The following is a 23,804-nucleotide window of genomic DNA, read 5'->3' on the forward strand; positions in this document are numbered from 1 at the left end:
TTTGACTCACAAGTAGTTTGATTATCAAATCAATAAATGGAATTTAGTTTGATTATCAAACACTGTCAACGATGAATTTTAAGGCTCTGATTTGGGAGAGTAATAATTTATAGGGGGATCTAATTAGCTCGACAACCTATTAGGTGGAGAAACAGCTGCGCTTTGCAGACACAAAAAAGCCCACGCGAGGTGGGCTTAGATAGATCAGATGGAGTTATTGGTTTTGCAACAGAGTAATCTCATCATTCACCCAACCTAACAACTGCTTGGTGGCTTTCGACAACACTTGGTTCTGCCTAACAATATAGCCGAGACAGGTGCTCGAGAAGTTGATCAACGGTGTCACTTGCGAATGCAGATACTGCTTGGTGGATACCGCAAACTCAGGCACGATAGCGACCCCAAACCCGGCTTCTGCCCAGTCGATTTGAGCGTCGACACTCCCTACTTCCATCACCCTATAATTAGGCAGATTAAGGCTTGGTAAACCTTCATCAATGAAGTCACGGGTTCTCGTATCGTGGCCAAGTAGAATCAATGTGAGTTCTGTCTCTATATCGTCATCTTTAACCTCGTTTCCTGTCTTGCTATCAGAGTATTGCATGTCTAGGCCATCGCCTAACGCACACCATGAAAGCTCTTGAAGCTTAGTAAAATAGAGCGACTCGTTGTGCTGCTCTTTCGCAATCACAAAACCAAGATCCGCCTGAGCGTTCTTAACTAAACTCGATGCTTGAGATGACGTAGTGTTCAGTAGCGTTAGGTCGATACCCGGATACCGCGCTTTGAACTTCTGGAACGGGCGAATTAGCAAGAATCGAGAGATGATGTCGCTCACGGCAATAGTTAACGTGCCTATTTTAAGGTCGTTAATGGCGTTGAGATCGGCCTGACAAATCTGCAGTTCGAGTAATGTTCTTTGACTTGTCTCTAGTAACCTTTCACCTGCTTGAGTCAGTTGAAACGGACTTCGCTCTATCAACTTGATGCGTGTTTGTTGTTCCAGTTGTTTTAGGTGCAAACTCACATTGGGTTGTGTCATATGCAGTGCATTGGCCGCTTTCCCGAAATGCTTGTACTCCGCAAGCGTCACAAACGTCTTCAACAAATTAATATCGAGCATCATATCCCCTCTCTCGTGTTACTTACATCATTCCCTAAAGTAAAGAATGCCCCATCGTCATTCCCTACAGTGAGGAACGAACATGATAGGGAATCTCACTTGTGGTTTGAGATTCCTGATACCTCGTTCCTCGGTTCTGGAATGACGCCACGAAATCGAGTCGACGTTAGGTTCGTCACTTCCAGTCGTAAGGAACTGCAATCGCGTCACTCTCTACTACGATTTACACCCCACCCCGTCATTCCCTACAGTGAGAAACGAACGCGATAGGGAATCTCGTTTGTAGCTTAAGACTTTAAGGGTATATGGAATCCTTATCAAGATAATAAAGATAATTAATTTCTCTTATCCACTTTGTAGGCCTAACATGATTTCTCAATCAGTTAGGAGAAAAATTATGCCATCTATCGTTGTTGTGGGCGCAAACTGGGGTGATGAAGGCAAAGGCCGCATCGTCGATTTTTTAGCAGACCAAGCTTCTGCTAGCATTCGTTTTCAAGGCGGAAACAATGCAGGTCATACCGTAGTAAACGACTTCGGTACATTCAAACTGCACCAACTACCTAGTGGTATTTTTAATCCTGATTGTACGGCGGTTCTTGGCCCTGGCATGGTGATCAGCCCTGCTGCGCTAACTCAAGAGATTGCAGAAGTTCAAGAGGCTGGCATCAAAGTGAAAATGGCGATCTCAGATCGTGCGACACTATGTCTGCCTTTACATGCCCTTGAAGATACGCTTGAAGAAGAACGTTTAGGTGACGGCGCTTATGGCTCAACACGTCAAGGTATTGCACCAGCATACGGTGATCGCGTGATGAAGAAAGGCATTCTTGTCGGTTGGTTGAATCAACCTGAGATTTTAGAGCAACGCATTCAATTCCTGCTTGATTGGAAGATGCCTCAACTGAAGGCTCTATACCCTCAATGTGATTTCACTCAGACAGCTTCTGAAATGACAGAGTGGTTACTTGAAGTGACTAAAGCGTGGCGCCCGTTCATCTGCAACGTAACTGAGCCGCTAAAAGCACTGCAATCACAAGACGCGAACCTATTGTTTGAAGCTCAGCTAGGTGCAGGTCGTGACCTTGTCTACGGTGAATACCCTTGGACAACGTCTTCGAATGTAACCGCAGCTTATGCAGGCATTGGGAGCGGTTTACCTGCCCTTCGCCCTGAGCGTATTATTGCCGTTGCTAAATCGTTCAGTTCATCTGTAGGTACTGGCACGCTAGTTACAGCAATGGAAGAGCAAGACAGCTTCCGCGAAAGCTCTAACGAATATGGTGCAACTACGGGTCGCCCACGTGATATGGGTTACTTTGATGCTGTAGCTACTCGCAACGGCGTTGACCTACAAGCCGCGACTGAAATCGCACTGACTAAGATTGATTGCCTATCTGGTTTGTCTGAACTTAAGATCTGTACCGCTTACTCAGGTGAACACACTGAGAACCCGATTTGGCCACAAACGGCTGAGCTAAAACCTGTATATGAAGATATGGCAGGTTGGGATGAAGATATCACCGGTTGCCGCACATTTGAGAGCCTTCCTCAAGCGGCACAAGATTACGTTACGCGTATCGAAGAGTTGATGGGTGTGCCAATCGTGATGGTATCAGTAGGTCCAGAGCGCGAACAAATGATCATTCGAGCTTAGTTTAGAAGACTACTACATCTACATCTACATCTACATCTAAGCCCACACTAGTGGGCTTTTTTACGCCTGTCACGAACATCTAAATCTTGTTCTTCTTATTGAGGTACATGTTTTCATCGGAAGACTTTATTAGATTTATGATGTTGAAACTTTGGGAATCCGCCGTACCACAACCATATGAAAAACCGAGTGGCACCTCATCATCGCAACGAAAGCCTTCAATGAAATCATCGAATTCAGCGTGAATGTTATTGACCAACTCAGAAGCATAACCAGCCTCTTCTGAGTGTATGACGACAATGAACTCATCACCACCGACCCTAGCCGATATGATGTTGTACTTTGAATTGTTTTTTATGCATGACGCAAAGCCAGAGATATAGTCATCACCTTTGAAGTGGCCATAGGTATCATTGATATACTTCAAATTATCCAAGTCGAAATACAAACAAACGATCTCACCATCGCTTATATTTGCTTTGTTGAATTCATGGAAGAATCCCCTTCGATTAAGCAGCGTTGTCATGATATCAAAATGACTATTCTTGTATAAAATCCGGCTCTCTTCTTTTAATAGAATTTCAGAACGCAATAGAGTTGATATGTTTTCAATCAAGCTAACTTGGCTCTCGGTATACGCTGTTGGGCTTAAATCAAACACCAAGAGCACCGCAAACACTTCGCCATCGATATCTCTTACCGGGACACCGCAAAACGACTTATAGGCATCCGCCCCATTCGCAGAAACGGAATCACCACCAGCATGACCACTCAAATAGACCGTGCGATTTTCGTTATGCACATACTCGCAAAAGAGGCTAATTTTGCTCTTATGTTGGTTACACGATATGTTTGAGGAGCTCCACACACTCTCAGAACCAGAGCAACTCAAATCAGAGATCATGATGATGCCCGCATTCGATGCGTCCATTATGTCTCGTATGTTATCCAATATAGATACCCAAGTATCGACATCGATATTTTTTTGCATCCCTTCAGAAGAGAACTTATCAAAAAGCATTAATATTTCTTTAGTATCAGACAGTTAAACTTAATTGAATATTCATTAGTATACGTTGTAACAAAAATCCCAAGAGCGACAATCTAGGGCGGTTATTACCTAGTACTAAGCAACAACCAAACCCTACATCCTAATTTTCTAATTCAGCGGCATCGTTCGCAGAGGCCCAAATTTCTGAGCGTCTATTCTTGGCTCTACCTTCTGCCGTTGCGTTGGACGCAATAGGTTTACTTTCACCAAATGAGCGTATAACAAGGCGATTCTTCTCTACACCATCCATGATTAAACCATCCGACGTCGTCAGTGCTCTTTGTAGACCCAATGCTTGGTTGTAACCTGCTTCGCCAGTGCTGTCAGTGTGTCCATCTACCGTAATCGCACTGCCGTTAGTCTTTAACTCGCCTGCAAGTTGGCTCAGTGCTTTGCTGCCCATCGGCGATAAGTTGTGTTGGTCAAAACCAAAATGAAGTCGTGCCAACAACCCGTGACGCTCTTGGTTACTGATCCAAGTCTTACATCCTGACTGGTTCATACCTAGATTAGATTGACCTGCTAACGCTTGTTTTAGCTCACGGCTGTCAGACGGCTGCTCAATTTGTAAAAAGCCCTGTCTGTGCTGTGCAATGCCAACGACATCATCAACCGTGACACTGTGCTGATACTCACTGAACGCAGTATCGCAATAAACACTGATGCCTTCTTCTGCATTGGCGATAAGGCTAAATTGCAATGTCGATATGACGATTGAACCGATCATTAACTTTTTCATATTTTCCTCTAGTACAACTTAGTTATTCCGCTTGTTTTTGAGCCTTTACGGATGAGTTCTTCTATCTTTTCAATCAATTCATCTAGGTTAGATACGTCGATGATGTCTTCATTTGGGTCGACAACGCAGTCTTGAAAACCACTTTGTTGAGATGCTCGAAAATCGATACCAACAACACCTATGTATAAGCCCGGTATTTCCTCTCTTGCTTTGTCACACATGCCTCTGTCGACTAACCCTTTGAGGATGCCGTTATTCGGACTCTCCTGCCCATCGCTTAAGATCAGCAACATCTTAATTTTCTTGTTGTAGACTTGCTGCTCTTCTTGATCGGAACTGTTCGGGTCACCATCATGGAGCACCTGAGAACCTCTCAAAATACCTTGAAATGCCGCAGTCCCGCCGTCTGCCCACATCGAATTAATCGGATTCAAGTCTGAGAGCTTGTTCGACAGGCGAATGTTGGAAAACTGCGATGAATTGGAAGAACCATGCGCGTTAAATAAACTTGTTCCGCTCACACTATAGAAATCGGGCTGTAACCCCGACTTATCAGTAAACATCGTCGACACTGATGTCGATAAATCAACATAGTTGTATACGTCTGCAACCAAGTAGTTATCTTGATAAATCACATCCTTAATACGTTTGGCGTACTTTTGATTCTCCGGTTTTGGATATGAGCAACGTGACTGCCGGTCAGCACATCTAATCACGTCATTTTGTGAATAGGTGCGCCAGTAATCCCAGTTAACATCGTTGTAGGAATAAGGTGATACGTTCGTTTTATAGTTATCTTTGTAGCTCAACTGGCTTGTCGCCCGAGCTTGATTTCCCGAAACGATCTCCCTCGTTCGAACGTTAAAAGGCACAAAACCAACTCGATTAAGCAGTTTGTCTCCGGTTGTATCTTCTCCAGGCTCATCACAAACGTATTTCCACTCGCCATCGACATAGTCCTGTTTAATCGATGTGCAAAGAATTTTGCTGGATATTGCGTCGATGGCTGTCTTTAGATCGTCGATTTTTATGTGTCGACTTGAACCCCACCTGTCGTTCATTGAACCGGAAAAGTCCGACACAAACACAATATCGATGTTGTTATCACCAAGGTAAACCGGGTACTTTCTCGCTAACGAACGTCCCGCTAAGTCTTGCTGCTGATCAAACGAAGGGATAAAGCTACTCGCGAACCAAGAGTCATGTGTCGTCTTAGCATTCACTGTGTATTGGATGTATTCCAGAACCCCAGTGCCCTCGTCTTCCGCTTGGTGGAACCGGTCTGCTGAGAGGTTGGTTGATTTGATGTCTCGCACGTAGTTATCGACATACTTGGTCGCGAGCCCACGAGCCTGATCCGGTTGGTCTTCAATGGTTACCGCTATGGCTGCGGCCTCTGCGGAGTCTCTTAATCGACTGGTCTCTTGAACATAACGTGTGCCCTCAACCGCCCAAAAAGTCATACCCATGATTGGAACAAGCAATAAGCCCATCCAAACCGCGGCAACCCCTTGCTGTCTTTGGAGACTGAGATACTGGCGATTGATATGACGATCGTGCTGCATTTTCATTTCATTATCTCCCAGGCATTATTGAAGAAGAGCCAATCTTAACCGTGGTGCTGGTGCCGCTGTTGAAGAAGGGCTTGAACCAAGAACTCTGCTCTTCACACAGACTAATTCTGTACAATGGATACACAACGCCCTTTTCTACCGGAGCTAAATCTGCATGCTCGAGAATCGAATCGGTTTGGCAATTTAAGCTTCTGTACTTGCTGGTTGAAAATTCAGCGACATTAACTTTATTGGTCAATGACTCTATCTTGATCGCTACATTATCGACTGGTGTATTGAGCATTCGACTTGCCACTTTAGCCATGTCTTCTAACTCTGAATTAGTTACAGGTAGGTTTTGTCCTGCCAATACATCGGCTTCAAAATAACGAGTACGCTCTTTGATAACATTGACTAAGGCAAAGCTGGATCGATCAAGCTTGGCGCGCGCGAGTAATTGATAGCTCAAGTCTGCTCCAAACAAATAAACGCCCCACAAGGCCACTAGAATGAAAACTAACTCAATCGTATACGAGCCTTGTTGGTGTCTTTTAGAAAGCACACGTTGCTTACGGAGCATCATCTTTCCACCCCTCGTGTTCTAAGTTCAAAACCATGGTGCTTGAAATGTCCCTGTCAGCAGCGCCAGTCAGTTTAATCACTGGCGTGTAGCGGTAGGTCACCGTGATTTCGGCTAAGTCGTAGTTGAAGTTCAAGCCTTGATCAGAGTGTCCCCTGTTCGCGACGAAATCGTCATAGGTTTTGAAGTACTGACCTGCGATAGAAAACCGTGAGCTATCAATTAAGAAACTCCACAGATTGTCATCATCTTCGATTAACGATTTGAACTTCGTTTCGTACTGCTCGTTGATCCCTTTACCTTCATATATTTTGGTATTCCTGATGGTTTCTCTCAGCGAATACTCGGTCATGTTCACGACGTAGATTTGGTAACTCGATTCGAAGATCGCAAAGGTGGCGAAAAACAGAACAAGCGCACCCAACACAAACTCAATCGCTGTCACGCCCTTCTGCTTATTAAGACGCTTCATCATTAACTCCTAGATGAGTCAATTCAGCGGCGATGCTCTGGATCTCTTCCGCTGAGAAGTCACCTTTGAGTAACTTCTTGGCTGAGTCGATTTGCTGAGTTTTCATTAGTGCGATAGCTAGGTTCGCTTTTACGATCTTATTCGACGGGTCTTCTTTTAAAACCGGAGCTAACGTTTCGATCGCCTGTTGATACTCGCCATTAGCCATTTGAATCATCGCAATGTTGTTCTTAACCACGACATCGTCATAACCGCGTAAACGGGCTCGATTCAGTTCTTGGTAAGCTTCATTAAATCTTCCAACCTTGGTGTACGACACGCCGAGCAAGACGTGAATTTGACCCGTTGTATTTCCCGCCTCGATAGAAGCTAGATATGCGGCAATGGCATTTTCAACGTCATTTTTTGCATCAAACACTTGTCCTTCTAACTGGTACAAGTTGGGGTTTTCAACACCCTCTTTTTGCAAATGTTGAACATAGAAGTCTGCCGACTCGATATCCCCTTTGTTGAAATATGCCCACGCCAGTTTCTCTTTTACCTCTGGGTCTTCGGAGCCCTGCTCAAGCTCGGATTTGTAATAACTAATCAAGCCGTCATAGTTATTCACTTTTTCCATACTAGTGACGTCGGCAAGCTGCAAGTCTTGTGCTGAAGGAGCCGATTGACAACCCGCCAACACACTCATCGACAACAAAATGAGACAAAAACGTTTTCCAATCACTCGTCATCTCCCTATATATTCAATGTCATTTGCATGATGCTCGGCGCGAGAATCAAGATAACGATCGGGAACATGATGAAAAGGATCAATGGGACACTCATCTTCGCAGAGAGCTTACCTACCTTTTCCTCGACCGTAAGAATTTGGACTTTTCGCATGTCTTCAGCGAGGTCACTTAACACACTCGCCACGGATGTGCCGTATTGCAGGTTTTGAATGATGGTCAGTACAAAACTTCGTACTGGTGGCGTCGGGATACGCTCACTCAGATCATTGAGCGCCTTTTCTAAACCGTGTATTTTTGCAGAATCAGATGTGCGTTTAATTTGGTAACAAAGATCTGAATCAAATTCAGCCAGCTCTTTCCCCAAATAAACCAGCGCCGCTTCAATCGTCATACCGGTTTGAACACATACCGACATCATGTCGAGCAAATACGGCAATTGAGCTGAGGTTCGACTGATCAACATCTTGCGGCGCATTTGAAGCATTGTATCTGGGACGACAATGACGCCAATCAGCGAGAAAATAACCACGAGCAGTTTGTTGGTTGACGTCATATCTCCCAACAGCACCAACCCAGAAACCAACGCTAATACCAACAACTTTGCTGGAAAATAGAATTTTGCCCAATCCGTGTTGTAATAACCCGCCTCTATCATTTTTTGCTCGAGTTCATGGCGATGTTCTTTACCAAAACGAACAAAAAAGCGATTTACGCGTGAAGGTGCGCGAGCCGAATTATCCCCAATATAGAGCGCAACCTTCTTATGTCGTTGCTCTTTACGAATAGAATCGATAATCAAAAAGAGTAGCGAAAAAAACAACACAATAAGGGAAGCCAATAACATCATGCGCGTACTCCTCTCACTAACAACCAAACAAGAAATAGACCGAACAGTTCACTACCAAGCACGTAAAACAATACAAGCCTTCCTTCTGGATCGTAGAGAACAAATTCCACATTATCGGGATTAACGTAGTTGAGAATAAGCATAAAAATCAGAGGAATAGCCGCAACTATTTTGGCGGAAATTCGTGCTTCCGAAGTCATCGCCATTTTCTTTTTCTCTAGCGTTCGAGAGTCCACTAGCACTCTAATCAGCCGCGCCATCACGCCCTTAAGTTGCCCACCTCGAGCAATATTCGCCCTGATAGTCACGGTAAAGAATAGAAACTCTGGGTAGGGGTAATTTTTGCACGATCGTTGAAGCACCACCTCTGGTGACTCACCCAACTTAAGTCGGTCGCCCATTAGCTTAAATTCGCGACCTATCGGGTTGTGCATCACATCGCCTACATAACTGATGGCTTGCATTAAGCTGTCACCCGCAGTGACCGCACTCATTAGAATATTCAGCGCATCTGGGAACGTATTCTCAAATTCGCGACGTCTTCTTGTCACTAGGAACCGATAACCACATAGGGTAAATACCATAGATGAGCCCAGCACTAACCACGTATTGGTGATTGATAGCAATTCAACAACGATGTACCAAGATGCGATGATGCTGCCCGTAATATAGAGCGCAATGTAAAGAGAAGAACGCGGGCCTAACACCATTAACGTGGGTGATATGGACTCTTTGAACTTTTGCCAGTTTTGTTTACGAACCAAAGATTTGACGTTAATAGCATTGAAGTTTTCAGCTTCTACTTCTTCAATATTGAAAAACTGATTAACCTTTTTTACCTTTGAATCTCGGATCAAAAGCAGCACAAACGCAAAGAGGATTAACGAAAGCCAAAGCATGCTAGGCCCCCTTAAATGATGCTTTCAGCTCTTCATAGAGCCCGAAGAATTGCGCTTTTTTCACAAGCTCAGATCGCTGCATAATGCCGTCGGTGACAAACTCACCTTTAACGGTTTCTCCATAATGTGCGTCGTCATAACGAAAACGATAAATCTCTTCCATCACTACGCTGTCGCCTTCTAGGCCGACGATTTCCGAGATGCTCGTGATTTTACGAGACCCATCGCGCAACCTGTTGACCTGAACAATCATTTGAACGGCACTCACGATCGTTCTTCTAATCGCATCCAGAGGCTGATTTAAGTTCGCCATCATGACCATCGATTCAACACGGGCAATCGCATCTCGCGGCGTGTTGGCGTGCAACGTAGACATTGACCCATCGTGTCCGGTATTCATAGCTTGCAGCATTTCAAACGCTTCAGAACCACGACACTCGCCAAGAATAATGCGGTCTGGACGCATACGAAGCGCGTTAATAACCAATTCACGCTGCGTTACCGCTCCGGTTTGCTCAACACTTGAGGTTCGCGTTTCGAGTCGAACCAAGTTGGGTTGTTGCAGACGCAGTTCGGCCGCATCTTCAATCGTAACGATACGTTCATCTTCGGCAATGTATTGAGATAGCGCGTTAAGCAATGTCGTTTTGCCTGAGCCTGTACCGCCAGAGATCAACACATTGATACGGCAGCGCGAAGCGATCATCAGCACTCGCGCCATGTCTGGAGACATAGAACCGAAGCCAATCAAATCTTCAAAGCCGATGTTCTGCTCTCTGAACTTACGAATAGAGATCGAAGTACCATCCAACGAAATGGGAGGAATCACGATGTTCACACGGCTGCCGTCTTCTAACCTAGCGTCGACCGTCGGCGAAAGTTCATCGACACGTCTTCCGACACGTGAGGCAATACGCTTAGCAATGGCTAACAACTGTTCCTCATTCACAAACGAGACTTCGGACTTTTTCACCTTGCCGTGTCGCTCGAAAAAAATGTTGTTGGGCCCATTCACCATGATGTCGGAAATGGACTGGTCTTCGACCAAAGGCTGTAAAGGCCCTAAACCAAACAGTTCATCGATTAGGCTTTTCACTAACCCTGACTTCATCATCGAGGTGATCGGTCTTTGGTAGCTATTCGCCAACAAATCAACCGCCGCTTGTATTTGGGATTCAAGATCTCTGCGGGTCATTTTCTGAACCGCTTCTGCATCTAGGGCTTCAAATATCTGGCCACGAAACGCGAGGTATAAGTCTTTGTTAGAACTCATTTAGCACGCACCTTTTTCAACCAAGAGTTCATGCCCTTCTGGTCCATCGGTTGACCATTAATCAGCTTCACCAACTGTTCCATAGAACGACTAATGTGACGATCATGCTTATGCCCGCGTTTTCCATCGATAATGATGTGCGCCAGCGCTTTGCAGTAGTCGACTTCGAGATCAACTTCTGCGCCTAGATACTTAATAAGATCAGGTTTTTGTAAGACGTAAGCGTTTTCCGGGCGATGGTAGTTCACCACCGTAATCACACGAGTACGCGACGATAACGAAAGCTGTAAGTTGGAGACTTTTTCATACAGTCGTTTTGCACTTCTTACTGAAGACACAGATGCGTCTAACACCAACACAACCACATCAAAGTTTTCTACCAAGAGTTGAGGTTCAACTTTGAAGTCCACACCACCAGAAAAGTCTTCGATAATGAAATTGGTGTTGCGCGCTAACAACTCGCACAAGGTCTGGTTGTAATTAAGAACATCGCTTTGGCTCATGTCGCCATCAATCGCCAACAGTCGTAAATTTTTGCGAGCGTTGATTAGGTAACTCAACGCCCCTTCTTCATCCATTTCGTGCAATGGTGCGGTGAACTCATCGATGGTTCTCGGCTTAAAATCCTTTAAGCCAAGCAAGACATCAATGTTGGTATCGGCATATTGATGATCGACAAGAATCGTGTCCGAGCCTTGTGTCGATAATATTGAGCTCAACTCAGTAGTGATAAACGATGCGCCAACGCCACCTTTTGAACCGACAATCGCCACGCGCTTCGCTTTGCGTTTCTGACTCACACCAGAGAACGTCTTCAGGTTCTTGCTCACGTGATTTAAGAAGTCAGCAAATTCCTGCTTATTCACCGGCCAGAACACGTAGTAAAAACCCATGTCTTTAAGAGAACGAAGCGTAGAAATGGCATCCTCTTTACCAATCACCACCACGCCTTTGTGTGTGGGTAGTTTACTTGCAAATGCTTTAGCATCCTCAACAACATTGGTCGATTCATTAAGTTCCAGAATAACGATATGGCTACTCTGTTGCTCTGTCAGTTTGGTCAAACCCGCTTTGGCTTTAACGCATGCAGGATCATTCCACCCTTCAAATCGAAAGACTTCTTGAACAAGATCTAAACACTCTTGAGATTGATAGAACAAAGTACATCCGGCAACCCCTGTCGTTCCGGTTTGCACTGGCTTAGCCTTTGTTGTTAATGCTTTAGTCAGGTCAAACATTATTGCTCTCCTACCAATCGAGACTTGTAAGCCACTTGCTTCAAGCGCATCGATTCAGCAAAGCAGTCTGGCTGCCTCAACCGAACGTGAATCTGTGCTGGCGCGCATTGTTGAGTCTTCAAACGCGTTAAGGTCACTTGAATCTTTAAGTCGTTCGGTAACAACGGAGCGCTTCGATACGAGACTCTTTGTGGCGCGATGACATGTGACGGATATTGATCGAAGATCTTTTGCAACATCTGTTTGCTACGGGGTGATTTGTAATCCACAACATAGGTAGCTTCTTTATCCATTGATTCGATATCTTGAATCAAAGCGTTGATCTGCTTGGTGGTTTCAGCGCGGTTTTTCATCGCAAACTCAAAGCTGTGATGCTCTTTGTACACCAAGGCTTCAGCACCGTGTCCGACAAAATATTGCTCAGAGGCGCAGCCTAAAAGTGACGTGGTAAATAACGCCATTAATAGTAATTTCTTCATTGGATAAACCCTCCTTGCGACAACAGACGAATCGTTGCATCGGAAGATGTCACCGACTTGCCATCCCACTTAATGTTTAGCCAGCGCGCCAATGTAGAAGTCTTCTTGATGTAAGGCAGTTGAATGTCTTTCGGTTTCATCGGTTCAACAAGATTCACGGTAGCAACAATGATCAGTTCAGTACGTTTTCTTTCTGTGGTTGCTTTGCGGAATGCGGCACCTAGAACGGGAATATCGCCAACAAAAGGGATTTTTTGCATTTTTTCCAAATCAGCACTGCTCATCAAGCCACCAAGGACGAAGCTGTCACCATCAGCTAACTCTACGGTGGTCATCGCACGTCGTGAAGCCAGTTGCGGAACTTTGATACCTGCCGTTTCTATATAACCTTCAACTTCGCTTACTTCTGGCGCTAATTGCATGCGGATTCTGTCTTGGCTAAGCACTTTCGCGGTGAGATCGAGCTTGATGCCGAACTCTTTGAAGGAAATGTTCACATTGTTACTGGTAGTAACAATAACGGGCACTTCGCCGCCCACAAGGAAACTTGCAGACTCACCGGACAACACGGTTAAGTTAGGTTCAGCCAGAACTTCAGCAATCTGGTCGTTACCTAATGCCGTGATTAACGTACTCAGGTTTGCTGCATCGAATTGGTCGAAAACAAATTCGCCGACGCTTGAACCGACTGAACTCCAATCAACACCAACGGTTTGTCCAAACGACTCCGTTACCTGAGCCACAGATATTTTGACGTTAACCTGCTGGGTCGTTGCAACTTCAATTCGTTCGATGATCCCTTCCCACGTCATATTGCGGGCAAACACCATGCTTTCGGGCTCTTCATAATTTGAGTTGTCGGACTTAAACTCCAGCTTCACCGTTTTGTCCCATTTCTCTGTTTTTTCTCGTCCAAGCAGAGTGGCAACCAAACGATAGATATCGTCACGAGTTGCTTCGGAATCAACAAGACCACTCACGGCAACTTGCTCTCCTACAGACTGAACCTTGACTTTGGCATCAGGGAAATGGAATTTGAGTTGACGTCTGATATCCGTTAAATCCAAATCAACAATAATGCGATCGGAAAGCAGAACATCACCATCAATGCCATAGACGATCAGTCGCGATTGCCCAATAGCATTGGCGAACACAACTATCGTGTTGTCGTTGATTATTTTGTAGTCGACGATGTCAGGGTTATTAATAAACACTTGGCCAATCGGACTTTTTAACTGGATGTGCTGACCATCGTTGAGCGTGATGGAGCGATCGGCGGCAAAAGCGTTTGTTATAGAAAGTAAGCCAATCAGCGGCACTAGAATGGAAGCAAACAGTACTTGCTTGATTCGATGGTGAATCATCATCACAAAGCCTCTCTCGGGTTGTTCTCGTTACCACGTAACTCAGCAATCCCGGTATAGTTATCGATAATATTGCGCACCTCTGCATACTCCGGTTGCGTGTAGGTTTGGCTTCGGTAAATTTCGATGTGCATTGTTCGTTGCGCTAGTGCAAGTTTTGGTAACTCGTCGGGACTAACTTCGATGACCACCGTAGTCAGTCCATCCTCTTTACTCGGAGCGCGAGCGGTAATAGAACTGTCGCCAGTTGCATCATTTCCAATGTTCAGTACTTTGACGTTTTTAAGAAACATTGACGCCTTAACCCCTCTAAAGCGCTTCGGCTTATCGATAATTCCGGCTAAGTTATCGTTTGGAGAACTTACAGTGAGGATATCGATGGACGTTCCAGGACGGATGTAATCGTTGATTAGGTTTTTGTCACTGACTTTAAGTGGGTATAACGTCATGCCTTCTGTGACCAAAAGGTCGATGTATCCGGGCTGGCCTGGCGTCACTTGATATTCAGGCAGTACAACTTCACCTGCGTTAAGGCTGCGATTGAGCAAAATGGAGGGTGAAAAGCTGATTTGTGCGTCTTCTCTGATACCAAGCGTTAATGCTTCACTAAGAGGGAGTTGTTGTTTTACGACACCTTGCGCATCGATCGCACGTCCTTTTTCATAAGGTTCCGTGGTCATCCAAACGGCAACATGCTCTTCATTTTTTTCTTCCACCACTTCAGCGGTCGTTGTCGGTTGAGGTTCACTCTTCAACAAATCGACAACGCCTAGCGCGCCCACTATTAAGGCAGCAATGGCAACAAGTAATACCAGTCGAGATCTCATAATGTTCTCATTCTTGGAGGGTTAAATATGTGGCGTGTTTTGAGTCAAAATTACCAAGTAGAATCCAACGCTAATTGCTATCCCATATGGAATACCTTGTTGGTCGTTCGACGTTTTTCTTGTTAGCTTGTTCTTTACAAGATAAATAACGGCTAAAAAACCGCCAGCAAAAGCCGTCATAACAAACGCCCAAAGCAAATCGTTGAGAGGTATAGTAAGTGATAGAACTGCGGCATATTTAATATCACCGGCTCCAATCCAAATCAGGGCGTAAACAATCAACCCTCCCCCTAACACCAGCAGAAAGCTCATAATTTGAATGTCTAACGGTGACAAAAAACATTGTAAAAAGAGCAATATCAACAAGGTGTGATTTTGTATCTTTCGATAGAGAAAATCGGTAGCCGATACATAGACACACACGATTACCAAAATCAGTAAATACACGTCAAAACTCACAATTAGAAATATCACCTAGATTTATATGGATTAGCGTAAAGTATGTCTTAATTGATGTTCCTAATTAACTGAGCCAGACCAATGGAAAACATAGGTCTGGCACAAATATCTTTCGATATGATCTACATTAGCCAATAAGGCTTGATGTTAGCTGCTTGCAGTGTCAATAGCGGTAGCGACATCTTCAAAAGCACCTTCTAACTTACCAATGAAACCATCAGCGCCTACTGCAGTAGTTACTAATACAGCCATTGCTACTGCAATAAGACCATATTCAATCGCAGTTACACCGCGCTCATCGTTCTTGAATTGTGATAAAAACATGCTTGTTTTGACGTATAGCTTAGTAATCATTATGTGTTCCTATAAGGGCTGTTGAAAATTCGTCGCCATTATAATTAGCGTTACCAATCTATGGAAAATAACCCCTATCGACTTAATCAATAGGCCGGACGAAAAATGATCAAAATAAACACAATAAAAGCAAAGGAATTAAAAACAAAACCATAATTAACAATGAGTTACATATAAAATCAACCTAACCAGACAATATTAAATAAAATTTATAAACTTAAAAAAGTAAGACATCGATCAATATTCTAACTTATCTAAACTTTATATAAGCTTTGGAACCAATCTAAGAAATAATTTACCCAGTTTTATTACTCCTTATAAAACTTGTTGAAATACAATTATCATCACGCTATTGTTCTTCAAATCAACAAACCATAAAAAATATAATTTATTTGTGTCAAAAGGTTAGTCGAATCATGAAACTACATTTCGAAAATATCATTTCGTTCATAGCGGTAGTTGAGGAAGGTTCATTTAGCTCTGCTGCTCGCAAGCTTGGCAAGTCACAATCAACCGTTAGCACGGCTGTTCAAAATCTTGAGTCCGATTTAGGTTTCAATGTATTTAATAGGGAACACTCTAAAGTTTGGCTAACAGAAAAAGGAAAACGATTATTCCAGTTATCTTTACCTGTGGTATCGAAATATCGTGATCTAGTCACGATCGCACAGCAAATGAATATATCTGACCAAATAGTCTACCGGGTAGGTATAGACCCATTAGTGTTTAATAATAATGTAAAGAAAACACTATTAGCGTTTTCAGAAGCATTCCCTAACGTTGATTTACTTGTCGTAACTAAACCAAGTTTCGTGTTAGGTAACTATATAAATGAAGGGAAGATAGATTTAGCCTTAGGTAACCCCTATCACAAGACAAATTACGACTTCAACATAGAGGAGTTATTTCACGTCAACTGTTGGTGGGTGGCTCATGAAGACCTGGTAACCTTTAAGTCTCAAGCACCATCACAACGAGTTCTATTAATGGATGGTTGTGAAGAGCTGCTTAACTTGTCAAACATAGCATCGTACAACTTATGGCGACTGGATGACTTAGGAACCATCATCGATCTATGTAAGGCTCAAAAAGGCATCGCTTTTTTACCGGGATTTCTCATAGAGGGAAGTGTAGAAAATAGTATACTTAAAGTAGTTACAGACCACCCTGATTTTTTTGGTAAGCGAGTTATTGCATCCCTTTTCTGGCAATTACATTCTGACTTTAGCTTGTTCAACCAATGGATCAAAAAAGAGCTGCAAACGACTGCCAGTTACAAGCAAACATTTGTTGCTGATTTAACTCAATAATACTCTGTTGAAATCTGACAATCACACTCTATTGCACGCTTCAGCTTCGAGTGTGATATTTCAACACGATTATTTATCCTAATATAAATCTAAAATAAAACATATTAAATACTAATACCAAGACCGAAATGTATTACCCAACATATGCACTGGTCTTGTTTCCATTATTTAGCCTCACATATTTTTGTGATTAAATCTAATTAAAAACTAACCTATTAAACGTATTTGATATTTAAGCTATGACTGCGTTTGTCACTCAATATCGAAAAAAACGCCTAAACCATGCACACAGAAAAATCCACCATAGTAATGACGTTGGATAACAGAATAGCTTTACAACCATTACGTTAGACTAATTCCAGCTATCCGACTTTTTTACGATAATATCAACAATATCCGCCAGTTCTTTTCCTTTTTTAGTCAGACCGTAATATACCATCACTGGAACGGTTTCTTCTTGCCTACGCCAAATGAAACCTTCCTTGCTAAGCAACTTCAGCCGCTCACTAAGTACTTTACTCGACACTAAAGCCAGCTGCTTTTGAATCTGTCCAAAACGTATCTCGCTACTCTGACCTAGCAACCAAACAATGTGAGCAGTCCACTTCGTAGAAATCAGTGTCAAATATTTATCAGCGCTGCAGTAACCTTCAGGTTGCTTACCCTGTTCACTCATATCCACCTCTTAGATTATCCATCGTAACAATTGCATAGTTACCTAAAGGTAATTAGTTACTTTTAGGTAGCTAATTTCTTTTAGTAACCACCCTATCTATTATGGCTTCAACCCAAAACACAAACAAGCAGGTGGTTCCATGAAGATACTTCTATTCGTCGTTTTAAACTTAATAACTTTCTATTCTTACGCATCCACAGATTACAAAAAACCGCAGTCGCCAACAGAACTGCACCAACTTTTCGCGGAATACTTTTCAAAACAAGACATCGACGGACTAGGCACTCTGTTCCATGAAGACGCCATATTCGTCCTAGATAATCAGGGTAACCTTGCTCGAGGACCAAAGGCTATTAAGCCTATATTGAAAAGTTACCTTCAAGGCGACGTCGAAATGCTCACCCATGATGTGTCTATCCACATTAACGGCGACACGGCTCTCATAAGGTCCGATTGGGAGATAGTTGGAGGCCCCAAAGGAACCGCTCTCGAAGTAATGAGGTATATAGATGGAGGCTGGCTATACGTAATTGACAACCCGAATGGATTTTAATTGGCTATTGCACTTTGGATCATAAAAGGACGCAGTCTAGGAGCGTTACAAGCAACAATTCTTAGAACCCTAAAATAACTGATAGTTTAATAATAAGGGGAATTACAGACACAAAAAAGCCCACGCTAGGTGGGCTTTTTTGCTTGTTCATAAAGAACGAATTTGGTGCCCGCTACTGGACTCGAACCAGTGACACCTTGCATGTCATGCAAGTACTCTAACCAACTGAGCTAAGCGGGCAATGCTTTGAAACTTAACTAACCGCTTTACTAAGTGGCTAATGCTTCAGAACGAGATGGATAATAACGAGTGAATGGGTAGCGTGCAAGGATAAATTTGCACAAAACGGTTCGTTTGCTTTTAAAAACAACAATCAGAATAAATTTTAAACACAAAGCAGATCAATGGCTTGAAGTAGATCACATTTCGCCTCTAGTTCAATAGCTATATACATCTGCCTGTTTCGTGTCTTATCCCTCTAATAAAGCATTTTAACTCAAGATATTAGTTAGAATCTTCATCCACATCGAATACAACGTTGTAGTTCTCTGTATACGTACAGTTTGGCTGACGGCTACAAGTGAAGAATCGTCGGCCTTTGTAATCGCCTTGGCTGGCCAGTTTGATGATCATCGGGCTGCCGCACTTCTTACAGAATCGAACTTCTTTTGATGGCTCGATTAAATCGATGTGTGCTGCCAGTAATCTCTTCAAACGGCTCACTTGGTAGCTGTGTTTAATAGATGCACCAATCAGTGGCAAGCCTGCCGATTTACACACGTGGATCAGTAGCTTTTCTCGATCGGCCTTTCCCTTATTGAGCTCTTTGCCGTTATCAAGTTCGATGATCACGCGGGGCTCTAACGTTCGCGGGTCACACACGACAAAATCAAAATAGCTACGTGAGATTTTGTTGTTGGCGATAAACCAATTCTTCTTGTTGTTCGCCTTAGCAGGAACAAGAACGTTCAACATGCTGACCTTGGCAAACACTTCGCCATGGTTACCCACAGCGGATTTAAGTGCGTTATAAAATGTCGCCTGTTGCGCCGACATCAACGACCCTTTTTTCTGGTAAGCATGATCTTTGGTGTCGTCATGCTTCACTAGATACTTTTGGATAAAGTAAAAGAACACAACCAGAACAATTACAACGATAAAGATATTAGTCATTTTCCAACACAATCACGTCTGTATAGGGATTAAGAGAGTGGCTAGCGTATGTAGAAAAGCCTCACGTGGCAAGCAAAAGAGCGAGAGTAGCCAACCAGAATCACGACCTTTGAATGCTGTAATCACCAAGAGGTCGCTCATACGCTAGACACACCTCTCCTATTTGCTAATCAAATCATCAATTACACTCTAGATTGATTCAGATCAATTTACCTAAATTTGTGATCAACTAGTCTGAAAAACGTTAGGCAAATGTTAATAAGGAAATTGATATGGAACTCAAACAAGACCCAAGATGTTATACGGACGTATGTGTAGACGGTAAATGGTTCCACTATGACCACTGCGGAACTCGAGCTTATATGTTAAAAGGCGGTGCTTCCGCGGTGATTGAACTGGCAAGAGAACCTGCTACAGAGGGTGAACTGGTTGAAATGCTGCAAGGTGCCGCTAAATAACTCATTTAGAAAATGTTGATATAGATAAACTCGACATATCGCTAAGTAAACTCTACTTCTCACTCAAATTTTGATATTAGCGATCTCAGAGTGTTCCAGAAGCCATTCTTATCTCACGAAGATCAGAATGGCTTTTTGTTTGCTGATTAGAGATTAACTTTCAGCGATGGTGACTTGATTCCTACCCGACTCTTTCGCTTGATATAATGCATCATCCGCCGCTTTGAGGTACTTCTTGTAAGTATCTTGATTGAGTTGCTCATGAGCAATACCAATCGACGCTCCTATCGATGTGGTGAGGTTTAAAGAGCCGGAGTGCGTATCAATGGGTGTTTCAGAAATAGCTAAACGGATAACGTTCAACTGTTGCTCAGGATCAATGGAACCAGACAGCAGCATAACAAACTCTTCACCACCCCAGCGAGCCACTACATCATTTGGGAATAAGTGCTGTTTTACTCGCCTTGCGACTTCCACTAAAACCTCATCACCAATATCATGCCCAAAGGTGTCATTAACGCGCTTAAAGTGGTCAAGATCTAGAATGACGAGACTGATCCCAAACCGTGAAGTATTAAATGGCACTGGCTGAGTTAACAACTGCTCTAGATAGCGTCGGTTGTACAAACCCGTTAGCGCACACGTTGTAGATTGAGTGACCAGAGCTTTATTTTTACTTTGAATGCTACGAAGCCGAATCGCCAGTAATACAGCACTAATACTGACCATTATGATCAATGCCACCACGATTCTGTTTCTCAGTTGCTCCTTTTGAAGCAGCAACTCGTTGAGGTCCTTTTCTGTATTGAGTAATTCGTTTTCGTTAGCAAGTGTCTGTTTTGCATAGTCTTGTTCTAGCAAGAAAATATCACTCTGCCTTTTATCAAACAATAACGCTTTGTTGCCATGATAATATTGTTTGTAGTAACTCAGTGCAGTATCAAGGTCACCTTGAGATTCGTAATATTCAGCCAGTGTTTTTAAGCCTAGTACCTTCCAACTTCTGCTCCCAACCACTTCAAAGATTGCAAGTGCTCGTTCAAGATCATTCAATATGGCGTCATCTTGATCCAGTCCAATGTTAGCTAACGCTCGGTTTAGGTAACACTGCCCGTTTTGAAGCGTGTACTTCTTAATATTCGGCGCTTGAAGACATTGATTAGCCACTTGTAATGCTTTGCTGAAATTGCCCTCTGATAGCAGTACATCACTGTAGGTTCTCAGTAATAAGATTTTGTATCGAGCACTGACTCTTTTGCTATCGAGTGCTTTTGCCTTCTCATAAGCAATTCGGCCATTAGTCACGTCACCACTGCTCAAATGCAGAAATGATTCGTTGATGTAAAGAATGCCGATAGCGTCATCTTCAAGTAAGCCACTTTTAAAGTAGAGCTTTTTTGCTTTCTCGATAATACGCAGGGCTTTAGGCCAATCCTCTAAATAGATATAGAGCAACGCCATGTTCGACATCAGCTTGCTGTTATAAATGTGCGTTGGATACTGCTTGCCAAGTTGCAGCCCTTTATAGAAAAAGTACTGAGCGTCTTGCAAGTCGTTCCGCACGTTATTGATCGCCCCCGCGGTGTTATACGCTTTAACCAATAACTTATCGTAACGAATAGATTCAGCAATGCCTATCGCGGACCGAATTTCAATTTCCGCAATTGCAAGTTCCCCTTCCTTGAGATATTCAATCGCAGATTCGACCAATGATTCTGACTTCAACCACAACATACCTTCATGCTCAGACAACGCTTTTATTTGTTCTATGTAGGCCATCACGGCGTCGGCATCTCGTTGATGTTGAGCGACATTCGACAAAATCATAAGTCGATAAGCTTGGTATATTGCTTTGTCATTAACGCCAGTGGGCGGCCGTAGTAGAATAAGCTGATGTTTTGCAACTGAGGGGTCACTGCGAGATAAACCGAGAATATGAATTAACTTTTTTCCATATTCAGTTTGAGAGAGTTCTTTTTCTGGGGTGTAGACAGAAGTGTTGTCGGCTTGAGGAGGGCTCAAGTCCACATCATTGAGCGGATACAGCAAATAAAGCCCGAGTACGGCACTCATTGTTACAACGAGTAGAAACGAACCTAAAACGTTGTTTTTATTCATGTATTAAGACCGTTACAAATTGAATGACCATATCACTGCTGTTTATCTATATTAGAAACTTATTATACCCGAGCCCTACACAGATTAAAATATTGTCATCTCGACGAACTGAGCAAGGTTATTCTCACTAATTAGAATAATCAGGCAACTTTCTTGATTTAACTCAGATAATCATCTACCTCATTGGCGTTATAGTAATTTTCCTGTTCCTACCTCCGCGGCTTCTTTAGAACAAGCGGAAGCATAATGAGAATTAACAATGACCCAAATTAATGAACAACGTCTTGTAGAACATTTCTGCAATCTAGTGAAAATTGATAGTGAATCTCGTAATGAAAAAGCGATTGCTGAAGCTTTGGCTGAACAACTTGGTGAACTAGGCTTTGAAGTTCACAAACTGGCTGTCCCTACAGAAGTGTCTAACGGTTTCAACATCTACGCTCGTCTAGATGGCACTCTTCCAGGCAGCACAGTATTCAGTTGCCACATGGACACAGTAACGCCAGGTATCGGCATTGAGCCAATCATTGAAGACGGTATCATCCGTTCAAAAGGCAACACAATTCTCGGTGGCGACGACAAGTCTGGTATCGCAGCTATCATGGAAGCGGTTCGTTGCATCAAAGCTGAAGGCCACGCGCACAAAACTATCGAGATTGCGTTCACTGTCTTCGAAGAAGGCGGCTTGTTCGGCTCTTTGAACTTCGATATGTCTTACATTCAATCTGAGCACGCTATCGTACTGGATACAGGCGGCCCAATTGGCACCATCGTGAACGCAGCTCCGGGTCAGCAGAAAATTGTTGCTAAGATCAAAGGCCGCCCTGCTCACGCTGGTTTAGCGCCAGAAGAAGGCATCAGCGCAATTCAAGTTGCTGCAGACGCTATCACTAAGATGAACCTACTTCGTATCGATGAAGAAACAACGGCAAACGTCGGTATTGTTGAGGGTGGTCAAGCGACTAACATCGTAATGCCAGAGCTTAAAGTCGTGGCTGAAGCACGTTCTCTAAACGGCGAAAAGCTAACGGCTCAAGTTGAGCACATGATCTCTACATTCCAAGAAAGTGCTAAGCAGTTCGGCGCTGAAGTAGAAATCGAATCAACGCGCGCTTACGATGCATTCGTTATTGCAGACGATCACCCGCACATTCTTTCTATCAAATCCGCATTCGAGAAGCTTGGCGTAACAGCAAACACTAAACGCACTGGCGGCGGTAGCGATGCGAACAACTTCAACGCGAAAGGTCTAACAACGGTTAACCTTTCGACTGGTATGGCGAAAGTTCACACCACTGAAGAGTACATTGCAGTGAAAGATATGGTCGCTATCACTGAGTTTGTTGTGGCTTACGTGACTCAATAGTCTTACTGGTTAACTAGCCAGTCTTATTTGTTAACTAGACAACCTTACTCGTTAATGAGATAGAAAATGCCATCTAGTTAATGTCAAAAAGCCGAGTCCACATACGACGTGTGACTCGGCTTTTTTGTTGTCTGAGTTTAGCTAGAAGATTAAGCTTAAAACCCCCTACGCTTCCAGAATTGGCCTTCGTCTTTTGCAACAAGGTCGAATGTCTTATCGGCAATGATGTTGCCTTTTAACTCCACGGTCATGCGCCACTTGCCTAGCTTGTTCGAGACAGGAGCCCAGATGGTGTCGCCTAAATAGAAATCCCAGTCGTTGTTACCGACATGCTCTTCACCATCGAACGGTTCGAGCACTTCGCCCTTGTCTGTGGTGATATCCGGGTGATAGATGCAGTAGCGGATCTTTTCACCTTTGGCTTTCTTGATATTCAAGATATAGCCAAACTCTACGTCGATTTCGGCATCAACGGTAGTGGTGAACTCTTGGATTTTTGGTAGA

The 23,804-nt window shown here is 43.4% G+C and carries 25 protein-coding genes and 1 tRNA gene; 5 read left to right on the forward strand and 21 right to left on the reverse strand.

The features are described from left to right. Positions 1 to 214 precede the first annotated feature (214 nt). Positions 215 to 1,126 (reverse strand): LysR family transcriptional regulator, encoded by a 912-nt coding sequence (locus AACR09_RS21320; protein WP_193835660.1) that lies wholly within the window; start codon positions 1,124 to 1,126, stop codon positions 215 to 217. Positions 1,127 to 1,520: 394 nt separating this feature from the next. Between AACR09_RS21320 and AACR09_RS21325 the strand changes: the two genes are divergently transcribed. Continuing rightward, positions 1,521 to 2,780 (forward strand): adenylosuccinate synthase, encoded by a 1,260-nt coding sequence (locus tag AACR09_RS21325; protein WP_065681901.1) that lies wholly within the window; start codon positions 1,521 to 1,523, stop codon positions 2,778 to 2,780. 79 nt (positions 2,781 to 2,859) lie between these two features. Here the strand turns inward: AACR09_RS21325 and AACR09_RS21330 are convergent, their stop codons facing one another. From AACR09_RS21330 to AACR09_RS21400, 15 genes are all read right to left on the reverse strand, one after another. Next, positions 2,860 to 3,801, reverse strand: a complete 942-nt coding sequence (locus tag AACR09_RS21330) for a sensor domain-containing diguanylate cyclase (RefSeq protein ID WP_102558000.1) — start codon at positions 3,799 to 3,801, stop codon at positions 2,860 to 2,862. A gap of 130 nt (positions 3,802 to 3,931) precedes the next feature. After that, positions 3,932 to 4,570, reverse strand: a complete 639-nt coding sequence (locus tag AACR09_RS21335) for an OmpA family protein (protein WP_193835661.1) — start codon at positions 4,568 to 4,570, stop codon at positions 3,932 to 3,934. Between the two features lie 8 nt (positions 4,571 to 4,578). Beyond that, a complete protein-coding gene (locus tag AACR09_RS21340) occupies positions 4,579 to 6,135 on the reverse strand; it encodes a TadE/TadG family type IV pilus assembly protein (RefSeq protein WP_193835696.1) in 1,557 nt (518 codons plus the stop codon). Positions 6,136 to 6,145: 10 nt separating this feature from the next. Next, the gene (gene tadF / locus AACR09_RS21345; RefSeq protein WP_193835697.1) at positions 6,146 to 6,703 is read right to left on the reverse strand and encodes a tight adherence pilus pseudopilin TadF; all 558 of its coding nucleotides are present in this window, start codon (positions 6,701 to 6,703) and stop codon (positions 6,146 to 6,148) included. Further along, positions 6,693 to 7,175, reverse strand: coding sequence for a TadE/TadG family type IV pilus assembly protein (locus tag AACR09_RS21350; protein ID WP_193835699.1), 483 nt, complete (start codon positions 7,173 to 7,175; stop codon positions 6,693 to 6,695). Before AACR09_RS21350 ends, tadF begins: the two co-directional genes overlap by 11 nt. Then, the gene (locus AACR09_RS21355; RefSeq protein ID WP_193835698.1) at positions 7,162 to 7,863 is read right to left on the reverse strand and encodes a tetratricopeptide repeat protein; all 702 of its coding nucleotides are present in this window, start codon (positions 7,861 to 7,863) and stop codon (positions 7,162 to 7,164) included. Before AACR09_RS21355 ends, AACR09_RS21350 begins: the two co-directional genes overlap by 14 nt. 47 nt (positions 7,864 to 7,910) lie before the next feature. Then, positions 7,911 to 8,753 (reverse strand): type II secretion system F family protein, encoded by an 843-nt coding sequence (locus AACR09_RS21360; protein ID WP_004733948.1) that lies wholly within the window; start codon positions 8,751 to 8,753, stop codon positions 7,911 to 7,913. Next, positions 8,750 to 9,652 carry a type II secretion system F family protein gene (locus tag AACR09_RS21365; RefSeq protein WP_017090273.1) on the reverse strand — a complete coding sequence of 301 codons (903 nt, stop codon included), beginning with the start codon at positions 9,650 to 9,652 and terminating at the stop codon, positions 8,750 to 8,752. The genes AACR09_RS21360 and AACR09_RS21365 overlap by 4 nt, the downstream gene beginning before the upstream one ends. Position 9,653: 1 nt before the next feature. Next, on the reverse strand, positions 9,654 to 10,925 hold the full coding sequence (locus AACR09_RS21370) for a CpaF family protein (protein ID WP_017083537.1): 1,272 nt from the start codon (positions 10,923 to 10,925) through the stop codon (positions 9,654 to 9,656). Then, positions 10,922 to 12,163 (reverse strand): AAA family ATPase, encoded by a 1,242-nt coding sequence (locus AACR09_RS21375; protein ID WP_076645872.1) that lies wholly within the window; start codon positions 12,161 to 12,163, stop codon positions 10,922 to 10,924. Before AACR09_RS21375 ends, AACR09_RS21370 begins: the two co-directional genes overlap by 4 nt. Then, a complete protein-coding gene (locus tag AACR09_RS21380) occupies positions 12,163 to 12,642 on the reverse strand; it encodes a hypothetical protein (protein ID WP_193835662.1) in 480 nt (159 codons plus the stop codon). The genes AACR09_RS21375 and AACR09_RS21380 overlap by 1 nt, the downstream gene beginning before the upstream one ends. Next, entirely contained in the window at positions 12,639 to 14,009 is a 1,371-nt protein-coding gene (locus AACR09_RS21385; RefSeq protein WP_102557991.1) for a type II and III secretion system protein family protein, read from the reverse strand. The genes AACR09_RS21380 and AACR09_RS21385 overlap by 4 nt, the downstream gene beginning before the upstream one ends. Then, the gene (cpaB, locus tag AACR09_RS21390) at positions 14,009 to 14,833 is read right to left on the reverse strand and encodes a Flp pilus assembly protein CpaB (protein WP_076645869.1); all 825 of its coding nucleotides are present in this window, start codon (positions 14,831 to 14,833) and stop codon (positions 14,009 to 14,011) included. The genes AACR09_RS21385 and cpaB overlap by 1 nt, the downstream gene beginning before the upstream one ends. A gap of 21 nt (positions 14,834 to 14,854) precedes the next feature. Beyond that, positions 14,855 to 15,280, reverse strand: coding sequence for an A24 family peptidase (locus AACR09_RS21395; RefSeq protein ID WP_076645879.1), 426 nt, complete (start codon positions 15,278 to 15,280; stop codon positions 14,855 to 14,857). A gap of 159 nt (positions 15,281 to 15,439) precedes the next feature. Further along, positions 15,440 to 15,646 carry a Flp family type IVb pilin gene (locus AACR09_RS21400; protein ID WP_017080668.1) on the reverse strand — a complete coding sequence of 69 codons (207 nt, stop codon included), beginning with the start codon at positions 15,644 to 15,646 and terminating at the stop codon, positions 15,440 to 15,442. 416 nt (positions 15,647 to 16,062) lie between these two features. Here AACR09_RS21400 and AACR09_RS21405 point away from each other — a divergent pair, with 416 nt between their 5' ends. Then, positions 16,063 to 16,956, forward strand: coding sequence for a LysR family transcriptional regulator (locus tag AACR09_RS21405; protein ID WP_193835663.1), 894 nt, complete (start codon positions 16,063 to 16,065; stop codon positions 16,954 to 16,956). 352 nt (positions 16,957 to 17,308) lie between these two features. On the opposite strand, the gene AACR09_RS21410 is transcribed toward AACR09_RS21405, so the two are convergent. Further along, positions 17,309 to 17,632 carry a winged helix-turn-helix transcriptional regulator gene (locus AACR09_RS21410; RefSeq protein WP_193835664.1) on the reverse strand — a complete coding sequence of 108 codons (324 nt, stop codon included), beginning with the start codon at positions 17,630 to 17,632 and terminating at the stop codon, positions 17,309 to 17,311. 139 nt (positions 17,633 to 17,771) lie between these two features. Between AACR09_RS21410 and AACR09_RS21415 the strand changes: the two genes are divergently transcribed. Further along, positions 17,772 to 18,185, forward strand: coding sequence for a YybH family protein (locus tag AACR09_RS21415; protein WP_193835665.1), 414 nt, complete (start codon positions 17,772 to 17,774; stop codon positions 18,183 to 18,185). Between the two features lie 163 nt (positions 18,186 to 18,348). Here the strand turns inward: AACR09_RS21415 and AACR09_RS21420 are convergent. Together AACR09_RS21420 and AACR09_RS21425 are read right to left on the reverse strand one after the other, a co-directional pair. Beyond that, a tRNA-Val gene (locus AACR09_RS21420) sits at positions 18,349 to 18,425 on the reverse strand. Between the two features lie 264 nt (positions 18,426 to 18,689). Beyond that, the gene (locus AACR09_RS21425) at positions 18,690 to 19,358 is read right to left on the reverse strand and encodes a DUF2726 domain-containing protein (protein ID WP_193835666.1); all 669 of its coding nucleotides are present in this window, start codon (positions 19,356 to 19,358) and stop codon (positions 18,690 to 18,692) included. A 272-nt stretch (positions 19,359 to 19,630) separates the two neighbouring features. Here AACR09_RS21425 and AACR09_RS21430 point away from each other — a divergent pair, with 272 nt between their 5' ends. Next, positions 19,631 to 19,816, forward strand: a complete 186-nt coding sequence (locus AACR09_RS21430; protein ID WP_004734943.1) for a hypothetical protein — start codon at positions 19,631 to 19,633, stop codon at positions 19,814 to 19,816. Positions 19,817 to 19,969: 153 nt separating this feature from the next. Here AACR09_RS21430 and AACR09_RS21435 read toward each other — a convergent pair whose 3' ends face one another. Beyond that, positions 19,970 to 21,934 (reverse strand): tetratricopeptide repeat-containing diguanylate cyclase, encoded by a 1,965-nt coding sequence (locus AACR09_RS21435; RefSeq protein WP_193835667.1) that lies wholly within the window; start codon positions 21,932 to 21,934, stop codon positions 19,970 to 19,972. Positions 21,935 to 22,193: 259 nt separating this feature from the next. Between AACR09_RS21435 and AACR09_RS21440 the strand changes: the two genes are divergently transcribed. Further along, a complete protein-coding gene (locus tag AACR09_RS21440; protein ID WP_004734941.1) occupies positions 22,194 to 23,300 on the forward strand; it encodes a M20/M25/M40 family metallo-hydrolase in 1,107 nt (368 codons plus the stop codon). A gap of 155 nt (positions 23,301 to 23,455) precedes the next feature. Here AACR09_RS21440 and AACR09_RS21445 read toward each other — a convergent pair. Then, on the reverse strand, positions 23,456 to 23,804 hold a 349-nt coding region (locus AACR09_RS21445), incomplete at its 5' end, for a DUF3859 domain-containing protein (RefSeq protein ID WP_228010805.1).

The organism is Vibrio sp. OPT20 (assembly GCF_963889365.1).
GTDB classification, from domain to species: domain Bacteria; phylum Pseudomonadota; class Gammaproteobacteria; order Enterobacterales; family Vibrionaceae; genus Vibrio; species Vibrio splendidus.

What these genes read in the sequence shown, in the direction of transcription:
- AACR09_RS21320 (WP_193835660.1), bottom strand. Translation starts at nt 1,126, where the DNA reads ATGATGCTCGATATTAATTTGTTGAAGACGTTTGTGACGCTTGCGGAG.
- AACR09_RS21325 (WP_065681901.1), top strand. Translation starts at nt 1,521, where the DNA reads ATGCCATCTATCGTTGTTGTGGGCGCAAACTGGGGTGATGAAGGCAAA.
- AACR09_RS21330 (WP_102558000.1), bottom strand. Translation starts at nt 3,801, where the DNA reads ATGCTTTTTGATAAGTTCTCTTCTGAAGGGATGCAAAAAAATATCGAT.
- AACR09_RS21335 (WP_193835661.1), bottom strand. Translation starts at nt 4,570, where the DNA reads ATGAAAAAGTTAATGATCGGTTCAATCGTCATATCGACATTGCAATTT.
- AACR09_RS21340 (WP_193835696.1), bottom strand. Translation starts at nt 6,135, where the DNA reads ATGCAGCACGATCGTCATATCAATCGCCAGTATCTCAGTCTCCAAAGA.
- tadF (WP_193835697.1), bottom strand. Translation starts at nt 6,703, where the DNA reads ATGCTCCGTAAGCAACGTGTGCTTTCTAAAAGACACCAACAAGGCTCG.
- AACR09_RS21350 (WP_193835699.1), bottom strand. Translation starts at nt 7,175, where the DNA reads ATGAAGCGTCTTAATAAGCAGAAGGGCGTGACAGCGATTGAGTTTGTG.
- AACR09_RS21355 (WP_193835698.1), bottom strand. Translation starts at nt 7,863, where the DNA reads ATGAGTGTGTTGGCGGGTTGTCAATCGGCTCCTTCAGCACAAGACTTG.
- AACR09_RS21360 (WP_004733948.1), bottom strand. Translation starts at nt 8,753, where the DNA reads ATGATGTTATTGGCTTCCCTTATTGTGTTGTTTTTTTCGCTACTCTTT.
- AACR09_RS21365 (WP_017090273.1), bottom strand. Translation starts at nt 9,652, where the DNA reads ATGCTTTGGCTTTCGTTAATCCTCTTTGCGTTTGTGCTGCTTTTGATC.
- AACR09_RS21370 (WP_017083537.1), bottom strand. Translation starts at nt 10,925, where the DNA reads ATGAGTTCTAACAAAGACTTATACCTCGCGTTTCGTGGCCAGATATTT.
- AACR09_RS21375 (WP_076645872.1), bottom strand. Translation starts at nt 12,163, where the DNA reads ATGTTTGACCTGACTAAAGCATTAACAACAAAGGCTAAGCCAGTGCAA.
- AACR09_RS21380 (WP_193835662.1), bottom strand. Translation starts at nt 12,642, where the DNA reads ATGAAGAAATTACTATTAATGGCGTTATTTACCACGTCACTTTTAGGC.
- AACR09_RS21385 (WP_102557991.1), bottom strand. Translation starts at nt 14,009, where the DNA reads ATGATGATTCACCATCGAATCAAGCAAGTACTGTTTGCTTCCATTCTA.
- cpaB (WP_076645869.1), bottom strand. Translation starts at nt 14,833, where the DNA reads ATGAGATCTCGACTGGTATTACTTGTTGCCATTGCTGCCTTAATAGTG.
- AACR09_RS21400 (WP_017080668.1), bottom strand. Translation starts at nt 15,646, where the DNA reads ATGATTACTAAGCTATACGTCAAAACAAGCATGTTTTTATCACAATTC.
- AACR09_RS21405 (WP_193835663.1), top strand. Translation starts at nt 16,063, where the DNA reads ATGAAACTACATTTCGAAAATATCATTTCGTTCATAGCGGTAGTTGAG.
- AACR09_RS21410 (WP_193835664.1), bottom strand. Translation starts at nt 17,632, where the DNA reads ATGAGTGAACAGGGTAAGCAACCTGAAGGTTACTGCAGCGCTGATAAA.
- AACR09_RS21415 (WP_193835665.1), top strand. Translation starts at nt 17,772, where the DNA reads ATGAAGATACTTCTATTCGTCGTTTTAAACTTAATAACTTTCTATTCT.
- AACR09_RS21425 (WP_193835666.1), bottom strand. Translation starts at nt 19,358, where the DNA reads ATGACTAATATCTTTATCGTTGTAATTGTTCTGGTTGTGTTCTTTTAC.
- AACR09_RS21430 (WP_004734943.1), top strand. Translation starts at nt 19,631, where the DNA reads ATGGAACTCAAACAAGACCCAAGATGTTATACGGACGTATGTGTAGAC.
- AACR09_RS21435 (WP_193835667.1), bottom strand. Translation starts at nt 21,934, where the DNA reads ATGAATAAAAACAACGTTTTAGGTTCGTTTCTACTCGTTGTAACAATG.
- AACR09_RS21440 (WP_004734941.1), top strand. Translation starts at nt 22,194, where the DNA reads ATGACCCAAATTAATGAACAACGTCTTGTAGAACATTTCTGCAATCTA.